Here is a 15,986-nt window from a genome sequence, read left to right as displayed (position 1 = left end):
CTTCCCCGTTTACTGCGCCGCGATGCTGACATTCCATAATACCGGCCCGATCAGGTCGTAATAGCCATGGACACGCTGTTTTATCGCCACCGCATCCGGTGTGGTGCGCCCCAGCACGATCACCGGCAGATAAGTCCAGGTCTGTAAATGCAGTTTATCCACCAGCAGTCTGGCCGCTTTCAGCGACGGCGCCTGTTTGATGGCGTCCAGCGTGTCGTCAATTTCCGGGCTATTAGTCAAGCCCGGAAATTTGGCGCGCGAATCGAGGAAAGGATACTGATGCAGCACCTGACGCATGGAGAATTCCAGCGCGCACAGATCGAAGGTAGACGGATCCTGACGTCGCTGCAGCACCGTGGCCCAGTCATAGACATCAAGGCGGGATTTCACGCCAATCTGTTTCAACACCTGCTGCGCCACAATCGCCAGGTTATACAGTTCGGCGTACTCCTTGGTGGCGATAATCACCACTTCTTCGCCGTTATAGCCGGACTCCTTGACCAGTCGGCGCGCGTCGTCGAGATTATGCTGGTTCCAGTACGGTTTGCCGGCTTCGCTGTACCAATCCACCTGTTCGGGAAAACCCAGCGAGGAATCTTCTTTGAAAAAGCGCGGATCGCTATAACCCGCCAGCAGCGCCTGATGCACGTCCAGCGCCTGATTGAACGCCTGACGCAGCCTCACATCGGCGAACGGCCCGCGGTTCTTGTTAAACAGATAGGTAATCAGCGAACCGCCCGCCGCCGGCCGGTATAACTCAACATCGCGCGCGTTGTTAAGCGCATCGATATTATCCTTCGGCAGGTCGAAAACAACGTCATATTCACCGGTCAACGCGCCGGCCAGGCGGGTGGATTCGTCGGTGATATAGCGGAACCAGATATCCTTGAGATCCGCTTTTTTCTGCCCCGACAGCCCGTCCGCCGGTTCGCTGCGCGAGACGTAGCCGTCATAGCGGGTGAGATGCAGATATTCGCCCTGCTTGAACTCCGCCAGCTTATAGGGACCGGTGCCGATCAGTTCGCTGACCGGCTTTTTACTGGCGTTCGCAGCGTCGATCAGCCGTTTGGGCATGATGGCGGCCAGATTCTTCAAATCGGCCAGTACATTGAGCGTAATCAGCGACGGCGTTTGCACCGTCAGCCGCACGGTACGGTCGTCAACCTTGCTGAACTGCGCGCCCGGCAGGTTGGCTTTGCCTTGCGTCGACACCGCCAGCCAGCGATTCATCGAGGCCACCACGTCATCCGCCGTCAGCGGTTGGCCGTCATGAAAATGGATGCCTGCGCGTAACACGAAGGTGTAAACCTTACGATCGTCGCTGAGCGTGTAGCTTTCCACCAGTTCCGGCACCGGTTCGAACTTGGCGTTGATGGTGAACAATTGTTCGAAGATATGGCGCACCACATCCGTGGTGGCGCTATTGGTGGTCAGGTAAGGATCGAGAGTGCCCGGCCTTTTGCCATAAGCGATATTCAGCACGGCGTCACGATCGACGGTTTCAGCCTGCGTTAATCCCCAGGGAAAACTGGCCGCCAGCAACAGTGCGGCGGCGGGAAAAGTAAACCACTTCATTGATGGGAAACTCCCTTATCTTATCATTGTAATGAGGTGCGGATTCAGGCGGCGTCCGTAACCGTGAGACGACCGGCGAATTCGTCTTTGACTTCCTGCAGCAGTTGCGCGTCCGTCAACAGACGCAGCCCGCTGCGCGCCAGCACTTTCGCCCCGGCGATCAGCGCCGTGTAGCCCAGCGGAGAGTTGGCCGCTTCACGAAACGGCACGGTATGACCGACCAGGTCGTCCGGGCCGATTTTGATGGTGGGATGCGCCGTCGGCACCGCGTGGCTGATATCCCCGGCATCGGTTGACGCGATGCCCGTCTTGTCCGCGAGATCGACGGTTTCCCCCACCGCGGTAAATTCCTCCAACAGCAGCGCATTCAGCCGGTGGTTGATGCGAAAATCACGCGGCCCGACCTGATGTTCAATCTTCACCGTGGCGCCGGTCGCCAACGCCGCGCCGTCGGCAATGGCGCGAATACGCGGCTCCAGCGCAATCACTTCCTCACGGGTTTTGGCGCGAATGTAGTAATGGGCCGAGGCATATTCAGGAATGACGTTCGGCGCCTGGCCGCCGTTGGTGATAATGCCATGCACCCGCACGCCGTCCGGCAACTGCTGACGCAACACGCTGATGCCGTTATACAGCAGCACCAGCGCATCCAGCGCGTTCACGCCTTTATCGGGAGAGCTGCCGGCGTGGGACGGCTTGCCGTAAAAGTGGAAATAGAGATGATTATTGGCCAGCGAAGGTCCGGTGAGGCGCGTTTTACCGGACGGATGAACCATCAGCGCGACATCGACATCTTCAAGCAAGCCGCGTTCGACAAAACGCGCCTTTACATTGCCGTTCGGGCCGCCTTTGCCGCGCAGCCCGCCCTCTTCGGCCGGCGTGCCTAACACCACCACGCGCCCGCCGGTATCGTTAATGACCTCGCCGAGCGCGATCGCCGCCGCCACGCTGGTCACCCCGATAATGTTGTGACCGCAGGCATGACCGATATCAATCAGCGCGTCGTATTCCGCCAGAAAGGCAATCGTCGGCCCCGGTTTGCCGCTCTCTTTCAGCGCATAGAAGGCCGTTTCATGCCCCGCCACGTTCGACGTGACCTGAAACTGATTTTTCGTCAGAAGGGTGGTAAGCAACTTATTGGCATAGTATTCGTTATTCCCCGTTTCCGGATGGGCGTGGATATCCCTGGAAACGGTAATATATTCTTCACTGTGCTGCTCGATGCTCTCTTCCAGTCGTGATAATAACGATGCTGCGCCCATACTCTTGTCACCCGGTTATTGAAACAGAGGTTCATAGTTAACGCGGAGCATCTAATAATTAAAAGTACCGATTTTTGCTTTCTATATGCATTTTTTAATTAAGCCGTTTCAGCGATCCCGAAGCCAACGCGCATACCGATCGCCGGTCAATTGCACCACGGTAACCATGGCGATCAGCACGGCGATGACGATGACCATCACCTGCGTATCAAAACGCTGATAGCCATAACGGATCGCCAAATCACCCAATCCCCCCGCGCCCACGGCTCCCGCCATCGCAGACGAACCGATCAACGCCACCAGCGTAATGGTTAAACCGCCGACAATGCCCGGCAGCGCTTCAGACAGATAGACATGCCGCACAATGTCCCACTTTTTACATCCCATCGCCTGGGCCGCCTCAACCAGTCCGGGATCGACCTCGCGCAGATTGACTTCGACGATACGGGCGAAAAACGGCGTGGCGCTAATCGCCATCGGCACCACGGCCGCCCAAACACCGATGGTGGTGCCGGCCACCCAGCGGGTAAACGGGAGCAGCGCCACCAACAGCACAATAAAAGGCGTGGCGCGAAAACCATTGATCACGCCGCCGACAATGCGGTTGAAACGAGGAGACGGCAGAAAGCCGCCGGGCGCGGTGACAATCAACGTCACGGCCAGCGGGATCCCGGCTAAAAAGGCGATGAAACCGGATACGCCGACCATGGTCAGCGTATCGAGAAGCGCCTGTATATAACGGTTAAATGGAATAGTGAGCGACAGGAACATAACCAATCACCTCGATGTGATGCGCAACGGCCTGCGGGCCTTGCGTAAGCCCGGCCAAATCAGGCAGCGGCGCATCGCCCGGCATCGCCAATAACAGGCGGCCATAGGCATGGCCTTGAATGCGATCCATCCCGCCGTGTATCAGGCGAACCGGAGTCTGCAATACCTGGGCGATACGGGAGCAATCCGGCTCCAGCCCGCCCTCGCCGGTGTAGGATAGTTGCAGAATCCGTTCGCTGACGACGCCGTCCGGCAATGGCTGGGATTGCAGACGGCGGCGTAAGTCGTCCGGCAAATCCTGCCGCAACGGCGCCAACAAAGCCTTGGTCGCTTCGTGCCGCGGCGAGCCGAATACTTGCCACACATCCCCCGATTCGGCGATGCGTCCCTGCTCCAATACCAGCACCCGATCGGCGATGGCCCGAATCACGCTCATTTCATGCGTAATCAGGATGATGGTGATGCCCAGACGGCGATTGATATCGCGCAGCAATTGCAGAATGGCTTGCGTGGTTTCGGGATCCAACGCCGAGGTGGCCTCATCGCACAGCAGAATCTCCGGCGAGGTGGCCAGCGCTCTGGCGATGCCCACGCGCTGTTTTTGTCCGCCGGAGAGCCGGCTTGGATAAACATGATGTTTATCCTGTAGCCCCACCAGCGCTAAAAGCTCGGCGACGCGCCGCTCGATTTCCGCCTTCGTCACGCCCGACACCTTCAACGGCAGCGCGATATTCTCCCACACCGTTTTGGCCGACAGCAGATTGAAATGCTGAAAGATCATACCAATACGACGGCGCAGGCTAACCAGTTCGGACTCGCTCAGCTTAGCGATATCCACGCCATCGATCAGAACCTTGCCGGTCGTGGGTTTATCCAGACGATTAATGGTACGCAGCAGCGTGGATTTACCCGCCCCGCTGCGGCCTATAATGCCGAAAACACAGCCTGCGGGGATCTCCAGGCTAATGTTCCGCAGCGCCTCTACCGACGCATTGGATGACCGGTAAATGCGGGAAATATTATCGAATGTCACCGAACCGGCGCCACGGCCGCGACGCTTCGCCACGGAGAGCGGTACGCCGGCGGGATGCGCGTCCGCCCCGTTATCCAGAAAAACCGGCGCCGCTTTCAATGCCGTAGCCGCCTGCCTCATGGCTTTTGTCCATCCTTCAGCCAGGGCAACGCATACAGATTAGGATCGTTATTAAAACGTTCGGCAATCATTTTGCGCACTGCCGAGGAGTTCTGGTAGATCTCGACAAATTTTTTCAATAGCGGATCGTTGGCGCGATCGCTGCGCGCCGTGAAGCGCATGGCGTAGTAGCTATCGCTTACCCCGGAGTACAACAACGCTTCACTGGCCTTTTGCGGCGTGCCGGCATTGAAGAAATAGGAGGGCCAGACAACGGACAAATCCAGATCCTGCAATGAACGAATCAGCTGCGGTCCTTCGATCTCAAAGAATTGCAGCTGATGCGGATTCTCGCTGATATCATCCAGCGTCGCGTCAGTGGCGTCGCCGTTGCGCAGTTTGATCAGCCCGGCCTTCTGCAACAGCAGCAGTCCCCGCCCCTGATTGACCGGATCGTTAGGCACGCCGACTTTTGCCCGATCCGGCACATCCTTCAGGTCGGTTATCTTGTTCGAGTAGATGCCGATATTCTGGAGCAGTCCGAAACCGATATTCTGTAGCTTATAACCGCGTTCTTTGATGGCGTTTTGCAGGAACGGTTCGTGCTGAAAAAAATTCAGATCGATATCGCCGTTGTTTAACGCTTCATTCGGCAGCGTCCAGTCGGTAAATTCCACCAATTGCACGTCAATACCCTGGGCTTTGGCGTCGTCGATGGCTGCCAGTATGGCATCGGACGTCGCGCCGGCGGTGGAGCCGATCTTCACTACCTCCGCCGCCTGGGCCGCCGCTGCCAGCGCCAATGCCAGCAGCACGCCCGCGCATCCCCTGCCGAATACTCTTATATTGCCGCTTTTCATTATTTATATTTCCTCATCAGCATAATATATCCTTGCTAATACCCCTTAAATTAAAACAATTAAAAATTGGCTGGTATTATTATTCGGATTGCTGAAAAAGTTCGAAACCTTGTTATTAATGTGTCCCCCTTATCAGGGGGAATAGTTAACCTAAAAAATACGATGATTAATTTTAGAAATAAGGATTACCGCGTTTTCCAATGCACAGTTCATTCCAGTAACTCTGGCGAACCAGGCGACGGTAATTACTGTTGCGTTTCCGTTCGAACTGGTACCAGATAAACATATCCCGTTTCGATGCCATAAATATATCCCATAGAAAGAATGACTTCCGTTACGCCCGAACTATCCGGCGCGGACACCCCGGACGGCGCTAAGCGATTGGCCTGGCCGCGTAATGAACCCAATATTCCGGTAAACCAGTTGAGTTTCATATTGCCATTCTCCTTGCGTTGCAAACCAACCTGAATACACCATCCCAGTTAAGCGCATATCCGTAAAAAACGAAGTGATTATTTATGCTTTGGTTATGCACAAGACGAATAAACGTTGCCGGCATTATCTCATTTTTAACTTCTTTTTTATCACCAGAATCGCTTTAATCAAATGAAGTTTTCCGCTGTTATTATCAATAGATATGCTAAATAATTCGAGTTGCAGGACAAAGCGCCGGCCCGGCGCAAGCGGTGAGTTTTCTCACCGGTTTATTCCCCGCTAACTGCCGATTCGCCATCGCGCGCGCCGATTATGCATTTTTTAGCCAAGCATAGCTAAATTTAAACGTTCGTTTTAAATAACCGTTCCAATACGATGACGACAGTTATTTCAAAATAAAGGCATATGACATGCCTCAGACTGTCGGTAAAGCCTGTTATTTAGGGGAAACGCGGGGGGAGGTTCCCGCAGGGACGCCTCACCCCCGTGGTCGCCCCGGGTATCTCGGCTTCACCGGCGAGTTTGTTAGCACACGCCGGCATATGACATGCCTGGATGACGACAGGGCCGAAAAAGATGAACAAACGAATTGTCCTCCCGCTGCTGTTTTTAATCAGTTCGTTCGCCATCGCCAACGTTCAGGCGGACGGGCAAACACCGCAGCGCGGCGGTACGCTGAATTTTTTGGTGGAGCCGGAGCCGCCGGTGTTGACCACGCTGGTCAACACCGCGGGGCCGATCCTGAAGGTCAACGCCAAGGTGATTGAGGGACTGCTGAGCTATGACTTCGATCTCAAGCCGATACCGCAGTTAGCCACCCGTTGGGAGATCGGCCCGGACGGCAAAAGCTATACCTTCCATTTACGCCAGGGGGTCAAGTGGCACGACGGTAAAGACTTCACCTCCGCCGATGTCGCCTTTTCCATTCTCGCGGTGAAAAAATACAATTCCCGCGGCCAGGGCACCTTCGCCAGCGTCAGCGACGTGAAAACGCCCGATCCCTATACCGCCGTCGTCGAACTGTCGCAGCCTGCGCCCTATCTCATCAGCGCTTTCTCCGCCAACGAAGCACCCATTGTCCCCCGTCACCTGTATGAAGGGACCGATATCCGCAGCAATCCGCACAACGCCGCGCCCATCGGCACCGGCCCGTTTATTTTTAAAGAGTGGGTGCGCGGCAGCCATATCATCTACCTGCGCAATCCGAACTATTGGGAGCGCCCGAAACCTTATATCGATCAGTTGGTGGTGAAATTTATTCCCGACGCGGCCACCCGCGCCATTGCTTTCGAAACCGGCGCGCTCGATCTGGGCAGCGAATCTCCGGTGCCGCTAAGCGAAATCGAACGCATCAAGACCAACGGCAAGTTGGGTATTGAAACCGGCGGCTACGGCTACGGTCCGACCCAGACCCGCATCGAGTTCAACCTGGATAATCCCTATCTGAAGAACCTGAAAGTGCGCCAGGCCATCGCGCATAGCATTAACCGCGAGGTGCTGAAAAACGTGGTGTGGTACGGCTATGCGGTCAACTCCCCGACGCCCATCACGCCTGAACTGGCCCAGTTTCACGACAATACGCCCTCGCCCTATGCTTTCGATATCAAACGGGCCGAGCAGTTGCTGGATGAAGCCGGTTTCCCTCGTCAGGCCAACGGTATCCGTTTTCGCCTGACTCACGACTACATGCCGTACGGCGATGGTTTCAAGCGCGTGGCGGAATATATTAAGTCCGCGCTGGCCAAGGTGGGGATCGACGTCGTCATCCGTTCGCAGGATTTCGCCACCTATATCAAGCGGGTGTATACCGACCGCGATTTCGATTTTACCAACCATTCCATCTCCAACCTGTTCGATCCGGCGGTAGGCGTGCAGCGCCTGTACTGGTCGCAGGCGTTCAAGCCCGGCGTGCCCTTCGGCAACGGTTCCCACTACAGCAATCCAGAAGTCGACCGCCTGCTGGAGCAGGCCGCGGTGGAGATCGATTCGGCCAAACGGGCGGAGCTGTATAAAGCGTTCCAGCGCATCGTGATGACGGACTTACCCGACCTAAACCTGTTGCAGCTTAAACGTCTGACCCTCTACAACCCGCGCGTTCACAACCACTTGACCGATATCCAGGGCGTCAATGGTTCCATGGCCGACGTCTGGCTGGAACAGTAGGCCACATCGCCCCCTGCCGAGGTAAACGGTGATAAACGCAAAAGGAAGACGATGAGTAAATTTTCCCGAACATGGGGCGTCCTGCGGCGCACGGTACTCCATGCGCTGCCAACCGCCATCGGTATCGTTATCGTGGTTTTTTTCCTGCTGCAGCTGGTTCCGGGCGACGCCGTGGACGTGCTGGCCGGCGAATCGGGCGGCGCCACCGCGGACGCCATGGCCCAACTGCGCGGCCAGTTCGGACTCGACCTGCCGATTCTGCAACAGTTGTATCGCTACCTGAATAACCTGGCGCATTTCAGTCTGGGGTTTTCTCCACGCTATAACGCGCCGGTAATGGAGCTGATCTTATCCCGCCTGCCCGGCACGCTGTTTTTGATGCTGCTTTCACAAATAACCGCCGTTATCGTCGGTATCGTTCTGGGCGTCATCATGGCCGTATGGGCAGGGAAATGGCCGGATCGTCTGCTGTCGCTGCTGGCCCTGCTGCTCTACTCCACACCCGGTTTCTGGATTGGTCTGATGGCGCTTATCGTATTTTCCGTCCATCTCGACTGGCTGCCGAGCGGCGGCAATATCACTATCGGCGCCGACCTGAGCGGCTGGGCCTACGTTCAGGATATGTTGCGCCACGCGGCGCTGCCGGTACTGGCGCTTAGCAGCTTTTTCATCGCCATCTACGCCCGTCTGACCCGCGCCGCCATGCTGGAAATCAGCCGGCAGGATTTTGTCCGCACCGCGCACGCCAAGGGACTGGCGCCGCTGGCGGTGACGGTGCGTCATATCCTGCGCTGCGCGCTGCTGCCCATCACGACCGTCGCCGGCATGCATTTCGGCAACCTATTGGGCGGCGCGGCGGTGGTGGAAACCGTGTTCAGTTGGCCGGGGCTAGGACGTCTGGCGCTGGACGCCGTACTGGCGCGTGATTTCAACGTGCTGCTTGGCGTACTGCTGTTGTCCGCCCTGCTGGTCATTATCGCCAACGTGCTGGTTGATTTGCTGCAATCCTGGCTCGATCCCCGTATCAAGGTAAGCTGATATGAAAAACTCGCACGCTGAAGGCACCACGGCGCCGGCCAACGGCATTATCCCGCCGCCAGAGAAAACCTTCCGTCTGCCGCCAGCGGTCCGCGACTTTCTGCGCAATCCGGCCGGATTGGCCGGGTTACTGTTGCTTCTGGCGGTGTTTCTTATGGCGATGATCGCTCCTTTCGCCTATCCCGGCGATCCCCTCGATATGGCGGCGCAGCCGTTCCTGTGGCCGGGACAAGACGCCAACTACCCGTTGGGAACCGACTCCCTGGGCCGCGACGTCGCCGCCGGCATCGTCCACGGTGCGCAGGTATCGCTGCTGATTGGCTTCTGCGCGGTGCTGGTAAGCCTGCTCATCGGTACGCTGGTAGGCAGTCTGGCCGGTTATTTCGGCGGCCGCATCGATAGCGTGCTGGTACATATCACAGAACTATTCCAGACCTTCCCCACCTTCCTGCTGGTGGTGGTGCTGGTAGCCATCGGCCAGCCGTCGGTAACGCTGATCTCCACCGCCATCGGCATCGCCTCCTGGCCGACCATCGCGCGTCTGGTGCGCGCCGAGTTTCGCACGCTGCGTGAAAGCGACTTCGTGCTCGCCGCCCGCAGCCAGGGATTTTCCAGCCTGCGCATCATCCTGCAGGAGATGCTGCCGAACGCCCTGCCGTCGATTATCGTCACCACCTCGGTGATGGTAGCCTCGGCCATTCTGATCGAATCGGCGCTCGCTTTCCTCGGCTTCGGCGATCCCAACCGCGTCAGTTGGGGCTCGATGATCGGCGCCGGACGCGAATCGCTGCGCAGCGCCTGGTATCTGACGGCATTGCCGGGCAGCGTGCTGGTGCTGACCGTGTTATCACTCAATCTGGTGGGCGATGCGCTCAATGATGCGCTGAACCCACGCCTGCGGGAGAGAAACGCATGACGCCGTTACTGGATATTCAGGATCTGCACGTCAGCTTTCCCGGCCATCAGGCGGTGCGCGGCTTAAACCTAACCATTCAGCACGGAGAAACTCTGGCGCTGGTGGGCGAATCCGGCTGCGGCAAATCGGCCACCGCCCTGTCGCTGATGCGCCTGATCGCCGAACCGGGGCGCATCAGCGGCCGCATCCTGTTTGAAGGACGGGATCTGCTGGCGCTGCCCGCGGAAAAAATGCGCCGGCTGCGCGGCAACGCCATCTCAATGATTTTTCAGGAGCCGATGACCTCGCTCAATCCGGTGCTGTCCATCGGCAAACAGATCGAAGAAACGCTGCGGCTGCATCAGTCGTTGAAGCCGGCCGTTGCCCGCGCCAGGGCCATCGAGCTGCTCGATCTGGTCAAAATTCCCGAGCCGACCCGGCGCATCGACGACTATCCGCATAATCTATCCGGCGGCCAGCGCCAGCGGGTGATGATCGCCATGGCGGTCGCCTGTCAGCCCCGCCTGCTGATCGCCGACGAACCCACCACGGCGCTGGATGTCACCATTCAGGCGCAGATCCTTGAGCTGCTCGATCGCCTGCGGCGCGAGCTATCGATGAGTCTGTTGCTGATCACCCACGATCTGGGACTGGTGGCGCGCTGGGCCGACCGGGTCGCCGTGATGTACGCCGGCCGCAAGGTGGAAGAAGCGCCGACGGCGCAGCTGTTCGCCTCGCCGACGCACCGCTATACGCAAGGGCTGCTCGCGACGTCGTTGCATATGGAACAGGATACGCACTATCACACCGGCCGGCTGGCGGAAATCCGCCACGGTACGGAAAACGGCGAGCCGACGTTCACCCTGTTCACGCCGCCGGCGCTGCCCGCTCGCACGCCTGACCGGACGGGGCGTGCGCTGCTATCGTTGAAGAATATTCGCACCGAATACCAGACGGCGCAGGGCCGCATCGCCGCCGTGGACGATGTGTCGCTGGATATTTTTCCCGGCGAGACGCTGGGGCTGGTGGGCGAATCCGGCTGCGGCAAGTCCACGTTGTCGAAAACCATCCTGCGCCTGCTGCCGTCCGCGCAGGGGCAGGTGATCCTCGACGGTAAGGACATTACCCGCCTGAAGGAGTCGCAGTTGCAGCCGCTGCGCCGCCAGGTGCAGATGATATTTCAGGATCCCTATGCCTCGCTCAATCCCCGTCACGATATCCGCCATATTCTTGAAATACCGCTGATCGTGCATGGTATTGGCGATAAGGCCGAGCGCCGGCGCAGGGTCCGGCGGATGATCGATCGCGTCGGGCTGGCGCAGAATAGCCTGGACCGTTACCCGCATGAGTTTTCCGGCGGTCAGCGCCAGCGCATCGGCATCGCCAGGGCGCTGATCGTACAGCCGCGGCTGGTCATCTGCGATGAACCGGTCTCGGCGCTCGATGTTTCCATCCAGGCCCAGATTCTCAACCTGCTGGTGGAGCTAAAAAACGATATGGGACTGTCGTTGCTGTTCATCTCTCACGACCTGGCGGTGGTGCGTTATATCGCCGACCGGGTGATGGTGATGCAGTACGGGCGCTGCGTGGAAAGCGGCGATCACCGCCGGATCTGGCAACAGCCGCAGCATCCCTACACCCGGCTGCTGATTGACGCGGTCCCGCGCGGCCAGCGACATGCGGCCCCATTACAGCGGGCTACGGCCTGATAATCAACCGGAGCATCCGCGATGAATTTAGGCATTGAAGGCAAAAAAGCGCTGGTCTGGGGCGGCAACCGCGGACTGGGTAAAGCCGCCGCGCTACAGCTGGCGCGGGAAGGCGCGCAGGTGACGCTGCTGGCCAGAACCGCCGCCAGTCTGCAACAGGCGCAGCAGGAGATCCGCAAGCTCTGCGGCACGTCGCCGGCCGCGACGGTGGCCGATATCACCACGGAACAGGGGCGCATGGCCGCGTTGGCGGCCTGCCCTGAACCCGACATTTTGATTAATAACGCCAGCGGCCCCGCCCCCGGCGACTTTCGTCAGTGGGATCGCCGACAGTGGCTGGCGGCGCTTGACAGTATGATGCTCGGCCCGATTGAGATGATGCGCCTGACCGTCGACGGCATGACGGCGCGCGGTTTTGGCCGCATCGTCAATATCACGTCGCGCAGCGTCAAAATTCCCCAGTTAGAGTTGGGGCTGTCCAACAGCGCCCGTTCCGGACTCACCGGCTTCGTCGCCGGGCTGGCGCGCACCGTGATCCAGCACAATGTCACCATCAACAATATTTTGCCCGGCATCTTCGCCACCGAAGGGCAATGGCGTCACATTGAGGAACTGGCGCGGCAAACCGGCCGCGACGAAGCGCTGATCCGGCAGGAACGCGCCCTGGCTAATCCGGCGCGGCGCTACGGCGAAGCGGAAGAGTTCGGCGCCGCCTGCGCCTTCCTGTGTTCGCGCCAGGCCGGTTTCATCACCGGACAGAATCTGCTCATCGACGGCGGCGGCTATCCCGGCGTCTTTTAGCTTCGGTCCGCGCGCCGTACCGGCATGAACCGGCTCCCATTTCATCTCAGACAGGAAAATAGCCATGAAAGTGATTGTACTCGGCGCCGGCGTGATCGGCGTCACCACCGCCTGGTATCTGCGCCGGCAAGGGTTCGAGGTGGAACTGATCGACCGCCGGGACGGGCCGGGACAGGAGGCCAGTTTTGCCAACGCGGGCGGCGTATGCCCCGGTTTTTCCGGCCCCTGGGCCGCGCCGGGCATGATGGCGAAGGCGCTGCGCTGGCTGTTCGAGGAGCAGGCGCCGCTGAAATGGCGTCCGCGTCTTGATGTGAATCAGTGGCGCTGGCTGTGGCTATTCGCCCGCGAATGCCGGCTCGAACGCTACCGGACGAACAAGGCGCGCATGCAGCGCATCGCCAAGTATAGTCAATGCTGTCTGCGCGAACTGCGCGAAGAGACCGGCATCCATTACCAACAGCAGGCGCTGGGCGTGCTGCAGCTGTTCAGCACCCAGCAAGAGCTGGATATGGCCGCTCAGGCATCCCGCGTGCTGACGGAGTTCGGCGTCGCACACCGTATCGTGGACGCCGCCGGGGCCAGCGCGATTGAACCGGCGCTGGCGCAGGCCGCTATCCCATTGACCGGCGGGCTGCACCTGCCGGGCGACGAAACCGGCGACTGCGCCCTGTTCACCCAGGAACTAGCGCAACATCTACAGCGGCAAGGCGTGCGTTTCCATTTCGGCGCCACGATAACCCGCCTGACTCAGGACGGACGCCGACAACGCATCGTCGGCGTCGAGACCGACCGCGGCGCGCTGACGGCGGACGCGGTGGTAGTCGCGCTGGGCTGCGACGCCGCCCGGCTGGTCAGGCCGCTGGGCATCCGGCTGCCGATCTATCCGGTTAAAGGCTATTCCGTCACGCTGGATATCGATGATTCCGCCGCTGCTCCCCGCTCGTCGGTGATGTTCGAATCCCGCAAGGTGATGATCACCCGGCTCGGCAACCGGCTGCGGGTGGCCGGTATCGCCGCAGTGGACGATTACGCCACCCTGCCGGATGACAAATCCTGCGCCTTCGTCGCGGCTACCGCCCAAGCGCTGTTCCCCAACGCCGGAAACTATCACAACATCCAGCCGTGGTGCGGCCTGCGCCCGATGACGCCGGACGGCCCCGGCTACGTCGGCAAGACCCCGTTCGCCGGGCTGTTTCTGGCCTGCGGCCAGGGCTCCAGCGGTTGGACTCAGGCAGCGGGCGTCGGACGTCTGGTCGCCGACGCGATTGCCGGCAATCCGGCCGAGATCGATTTGGAGGGGCTGACGCTGGATCGGCATCGGTGACGCGGGGCGGAATTCATCGCTGTCATTCCCGCCCTTTACCTCGTCATTTCCGCCCTTTACCTCGTCATTCCCGCGCAGGCGGGAATCGCAGCAACACCGGGCCGCCAGCGGAAGCTGCGCCCCCGCCTGCTTTGCGGCTAAGCAGCAGACCAGCCATACTTTTCAGCCAGCCCCAACTGCCTGACGATATCGACGCCGCGCTGCAATGCCTCGCCTTGCAGATCGCGCAGCGGACGACGCAGACTGCCCGCCGGCAGCCCGACCGCGCGCATCAGCGACTTCACCGCCACCGGGTTAATGGCCGAATAGGTGTAGTGCAGCAGCGGCAAAAGATGTTGATAGGCCGCGCGAAAGCGCTCGGCATCGCCCGGTTCCCGCCAGGGGCGGGAAATCTCCGCCAGTTCGGCGGGGACGATGTTGCCGGTCATATTCGCCGTACCGTGCCCGCCCAGCGACATGGTCGGCACCACCAGCCCCAGATTGGGCGAATCGCAGCACATGACGGAGACATCGGGGTTGCCCGCCAGAACCTGCGCCACCTGCCCCACGCGCGTGGTGGATTCCTTATGAATAACGTAATTGGGGTGTTTAAAAATGCGTAATAGCGAGTTCCAGTGCAGATCGGTTTTCACCCGCGGCGGATTATTATAAATCCCCAGCGGTAAATCCGTGGCATCCGCGATTTCCAGAAAATAGCGTTCGATGTCGTCTTCGCTGGCGCAAATATAGGCAGGCGCGGCCAAAATGGCCCCATCGGCATCGTGTTCGCGGGCATATTTCACATAGTCGATACTGGCATCGGTATTATTTCCCGTGCAGCCATAAAATATTTTCATCTTGCCGGTTTTGAACTGCGCCGTACGCCGGATAATCTCTTTTCGTTCTTCAGGAGACAGCAGGGAAACCTCTCCCGTCGATCCCATGATCAATACCGCCGACGTGCCGTTACTTTCCTGAAAATGTAATAAGGCGCGAAACGCTTCATAGTCGACCGTGCCGTTTTCATTGAAAGGAGTAATAATTGCCACAAAAGACCCCGTAATCAACTCGTTACTCATCGCTGCCTCTCCTATACTCGTCATACTTTAATTAGCCCCCCACCCGACCTTCCTCTTGTCACTGTCTCTTAGTCACATTTTTATGCAGATTCAGAGACAGTTTCGTGCGCCCCAATGCCGCCATTTTCATGCCACGTCGTAGCACGCGCCCGACATAGGGGGCTCAAACGCCAGCCCCCTGCGTTTGTGTATAAGAGACAGCCCCTGTGAAGAGGAACGTTGGGGTGGAACCGCGTTACAAGGCGCATCATTTCAGCGACGGCGCATTAAAGCCGGCCACCACGAAACGCAGCACATTGGCCAGCACCTCATCGTCATCGTCGCTGTTACACAGCCCGAGAGACATGATCGCCAACCGCCCCGACTGCGGATCGGAATCGGCGAGCACATGCATGGCCGCGCCGCGCGCGAACTCATAGCGCCAAATGATCTCGGCCCGCGTCAGCTGCGGCGCGGCGCGTTCAAATGCCGCAAAGAAACGCGCGGCGACATGATCAAACTTGTCTGATACCAGCGCGGTGACGGATTCGCGCGGCGTAGCGCGCAGATGTTGCAACAGCCGGACGGCGATGCGCCCGCCGTCCGGTGCGCGTGCGCTTTTCACCAGCGGCCGGAGCAATGCGTCCAGTACCGCCTCGATCGGCGGCTTTTCCTGACGATATCTCTCCTCCACCGCATCCAGCAGGCGGATACGCATCGCGTTCAGCGGATCCAGCACGGTATTCAGTACGGCTTTCAACAGGCCGTCCTTTGAGCCGAAGTAATAGTTCACCGCGGCGATATTGACGCGCGTCGCTTCGGTGATTTCGCGGATCGTCGTCAGTTCCCCGCCCTTACTGGCAAAAATATTGATCGCTTCGTTCAAGATCCTTTGCCTGACATCCGGCTCCCTGATTTCCGCTTCTGCTTTGATTTCTGCCACGTTGTGATTCTCCTTCGGAGGTAAATATCAATATTGGCCTG

Annotated in this window: 14 protein-coding genes; 6 read left to right on the top strand and 8 right to left on the bottom strand. The window is 59.0% G+C overall.

What is annotated here, in order from left to right; all coding sequences use genetic code 11:
• Positions 1 to 9: 9 nt before the first annotated feature.
• The 6 genes from ACN28R_RS06425 to ACN28R_RS06400 form a co-directional block, all read right to left on the bottom strand.
• Positions 10 to 1,575, bottom strand: coding sequence for an ABC transporter substrate-binding protein (locus tag ACN28R_RS06425; RefSeq protein ID WP_095833954.1), 1,566 nt, complete (start codon positions 1,573 to 1,575; stop codon positions 10 to 12).
• A 44-nt stretch (positions 1,576 to 1,619) separates the two neighbouring features.
• Positions 1,620 to 2,837, bottom strand: coding sequence for a M20 family metallopeptidase (locus ACN28R_RS06420; protein ID WP_095833953.1), 1,218 nt, complete (start codon positions 2,835 to 2,837; stop codon positions 1,620 to 1,622).
• A gap of 108 nt (positions 2,838 to 2,945) precedes the next feature.
• Positions 2,946 to 3,608 (bottom strand): methionine ABC transporter permease, encoded by a 663-nt coding sequence (locus ACN28R_RS06415; protein WP_095833952.1) that lies wholly within the window; start codon positions 3,606 to 3,608, stop codon positions 2,946 to 2,948.
• Positions 3,580 to 4,761: a methionine ABC transporter ATP-binding protein gene (locus ACN28R_RS06410; RefSeq protein WP_095833951.1), complete on the bottom strand. Its 1,182-nt coding sequence runs from the start codon at positions 4,759 to 4,761 to the stop codon at positions 3,580 to 3,582. The genes ACN28R_RS06415 and ACN28R_RS06410 overlap by 29 nt, the downstream gene beginning before the upstream one ends.
• Entirely contained in the window at positions 4,758 to 5,600 is an 843-nt protein-coding gene (locus ACN28R_RS06405; protein ID WP_095833950.1) for a MetQ/NlpA family ABC transporter substrate-binding protein, read from the bottom strand. Before ACN28R_RS06405 ends, ACN28R_RS06410 begins: the two co-directional genes overlap by 4 nt.
• Before the next feature lie 245 nt (positions 5,601 to 5,845).
• On the bottom strand, positions 5,846 to 6,034 hold the full coding sequence (locus ACN28R_RS06400; protein WP_095833949.1) for a hypothetical protein: 189 nt from the start codon (positions 6,032 to 6,034) through the stop codon (positions 5,846 to 5,848).
• A gap of 577 nt (positions 6,035 to 6,611) precedes the next feature.
• Between ACN28R_RS06400 and ACN28R_RS06395 the strand changes: the two genes are divergently transcribed.
• The 6 genes from ACN28R_RS06395 to ACN28R_RS06370 all read left to right on the top strand — a co-directional run bounded on the left by ACN28R_RS06395 (position 6,612) and on the right by ACN28R_RS06370 (position 13,965).
• Positions 6,612 to 8,198, top strand: a complete 1,587-nt coding sequence (locus ACN28R_RS06395) for an ABC transporter substrate-binding protein (protein WP_095833948.1) — start codon at positions 6,612 to 6,614, stop codon at positions 8,196 to 8,198.
• A gap of 51 nt (positions 8,199 to 8,249) precedes the next feature.
• On the top strand, positions 8,250 to 9,236 hold the full coding sequence (locus ACN28R_RS06390; RefSeq protein WP_095833947.1) for an ABC transporter permease: 987 nt from the start codon (positions 8,250 to 8,252) through the stop codon (positions 9,234 to 9,236).
• 1 nt (position 9,237) lies between these two features.
• Entirely contained in the window at positions 9,238 to 10,152 is a 915-nt protein-coding gene (locus tag ACN28R_RS06385) for an ABC transporter permease (RefSeq protein WP_095833946.1), read from the top strand.
• Complete coding sequence (locus tag ACN28R_RS06380; protein ID WP_095833945.1) at positions 10,149 to 11,840, top strand: ABC transporter ATP-binding protein; 1,692 nt, start codon at positions 10,149 to 10,151, stop codon at positions 11,838 to 11,840. Before ACN28R_RS06385 ends, ACN28R_RS06380 begins: the two co-directional genes overlap by 4 nt.
• 21 nt (positions 11,841 to 11,861) lie before the next feature.
• Positions 11,862 to 12,641 (top strand): SDR family oxidoreductase, encoded by a 780-nt coding sequence (locus ACN28R_RS06375; RefSeq protein WP_095833944.1) that lies wholly within the window; start codon positions 11,862 to 11,864, stop codon positions 12,639 to 12,641.
• Positions 12,642 to 12,705: 64 nt separating this feature from the next.
• Entirely contained in the window at positions 12,706 to 13,965 is a 1,260-nt protein-coding gene (locus ACN28R_RS06370) for a D-amino acid dehydrogenase (protein ID WP_095833943.1), read from the top strand.
• A 137-nt stretch (positions 13,966 to 14,102) separates the two neighbouring features.
• Here the strand turns inward: ACN28R_RS06370 and ACN28R_RS06365 are convergent, their stop codons facing one another.
• Together ACN28R_RS06365 and ACN28R_RS06360 are read right to left on the bottom strand one after the other, a co-directional pair.
• On the bottom strand, positions 14,103 to 15,023 hold the full coding sequence (locus tag ACN28R_RS06365) for a 4-hydroxy-tetrahydrodipicolinate synthase family protein (RefSeq protein ID WP_095833942.1): 921 nt from the start codon (positions 15,021 to 15,023) through the stop codon (positions 14,103 to 14,105).
• Positions 15,024 to 15,270: 247 nt separating this feature from the next.
• Positions 15,271 to 15,945: a TetR/AcrR family transcriptional regulator gene (locus ACN28R_RS06360; RefSeq protein ID WP_310794036.1), complete on the bottom strand. Its 675-nt coding sequence runs from the start codon at positions 15,943 to 15,945 to the stop codon at positions 15,271 to 15,273.
• Positions 15,946 to 15,986 lie beyond the last annotated feature (41 nt).

This window comes from Brenneria goodwinii, assembly GCF_002291445.1.
Lineage (GTDB): Bacteria > Pseudomonadota > Gammaproteobacteria > Enterobacterales > Enterobacteriaceae > Brenneria > Brenneria goodwinii.
The sequence above is the reverse complement of the archived record's forward strand: the minus strand, read 5'-3'. Positions and strand labels throughout refer to the sequence as shown.

Coding starts and splice junctions, on each gene's coding strand:
- ACN28R_RS06390 (WP_095833947.1), top strand. CDS start 8,250: ATGAGTAAATTTTCCCGAACATGGGGCGTCCTGCGGCGCACGGTACTC.
- ACN28R_RS06385 (WP_095833946.1), top strand. CDS start 9,238: ATGAAAAACTCGCACGCTGAAGGCACCACGGCGCCGGCCAACGGCATT.
- ACN28R_RS06370 (WP_095833943.1), top strand. CDS start 12,706: ATGAAAGTGATTGTACTCGGCGCCGGCGTGATCGGCGTCACCACCGCC.
- ACN28R_RS06420 (WP_095833953.1), bottom strand. CDS start 2,837: ATGGGCGCAGCATCGTTATTATCACGACTGGAAGAGAGCATCGAGCAG.
- ACN28R_RS06425 (WP_095833954.1), bottom strand. CDS start 1,575: ATGAAGTGGTTTACTTTTCCCGCCGCCGCACTGTTGCTGGCGGCCAGT.
- ACN28R_RS06395 (WP_095833948.1), top strand. CDS start 6,612: ATGAACAAACGAATTGTCCTCCCGCTGCTGTTTTTAATCAGTTCGTTC.
- ACN28R_RS06415 (WP_095833952.1), bottom strand. CDS start 3,608: ATGTTCCTGTCGCTCACTATTCCATTTAACCGTTATATACAGGCGCTT.
- ACN28R_RS06365 (WP_095833942.1), bottom strand. CDS start 15,023: ATGAGTAACGAGTTGATTACGGGGTCTTTTGTGGCAATTATTACTCCT.
- ACN28R_RS06410 (WP_095833951.1), bottom strand. CDS start 4,761: ATGAGGCAGGCGGCTACGGCATTGAAAGCGGCGCCGGTTTTTCTGGAT.
- ACN28R_RS06405 (WP_095833950.1), bottom strand. CDS start 5,600: ATGAAAAGCGGCAATATAAGAGTATTCGGCAGGGGATGCGCGGGCGTG.
- ACN28R_RS06375 (WP_095833944.1), top strand. CDS start 11,862: ATGAATTTAGGCATTGAAGGCAAAAAAGCGCTGGTCTGGGGCGGCAAC.
- ACN28R_RS06400 (WP_095833949.1), bottom strand. CDS start 6,034: ATGAAACTCAACTGGTTTACCGGAATATTGGGTTCATTACGCGGCCAG.
- ACN28R_RS06380 (WP_095833945.1), top strand. CDS start 10,149: ATGACGCCGTTACTGGATATTCAGGATCTGCACGTCAGCTTTCCCGGC.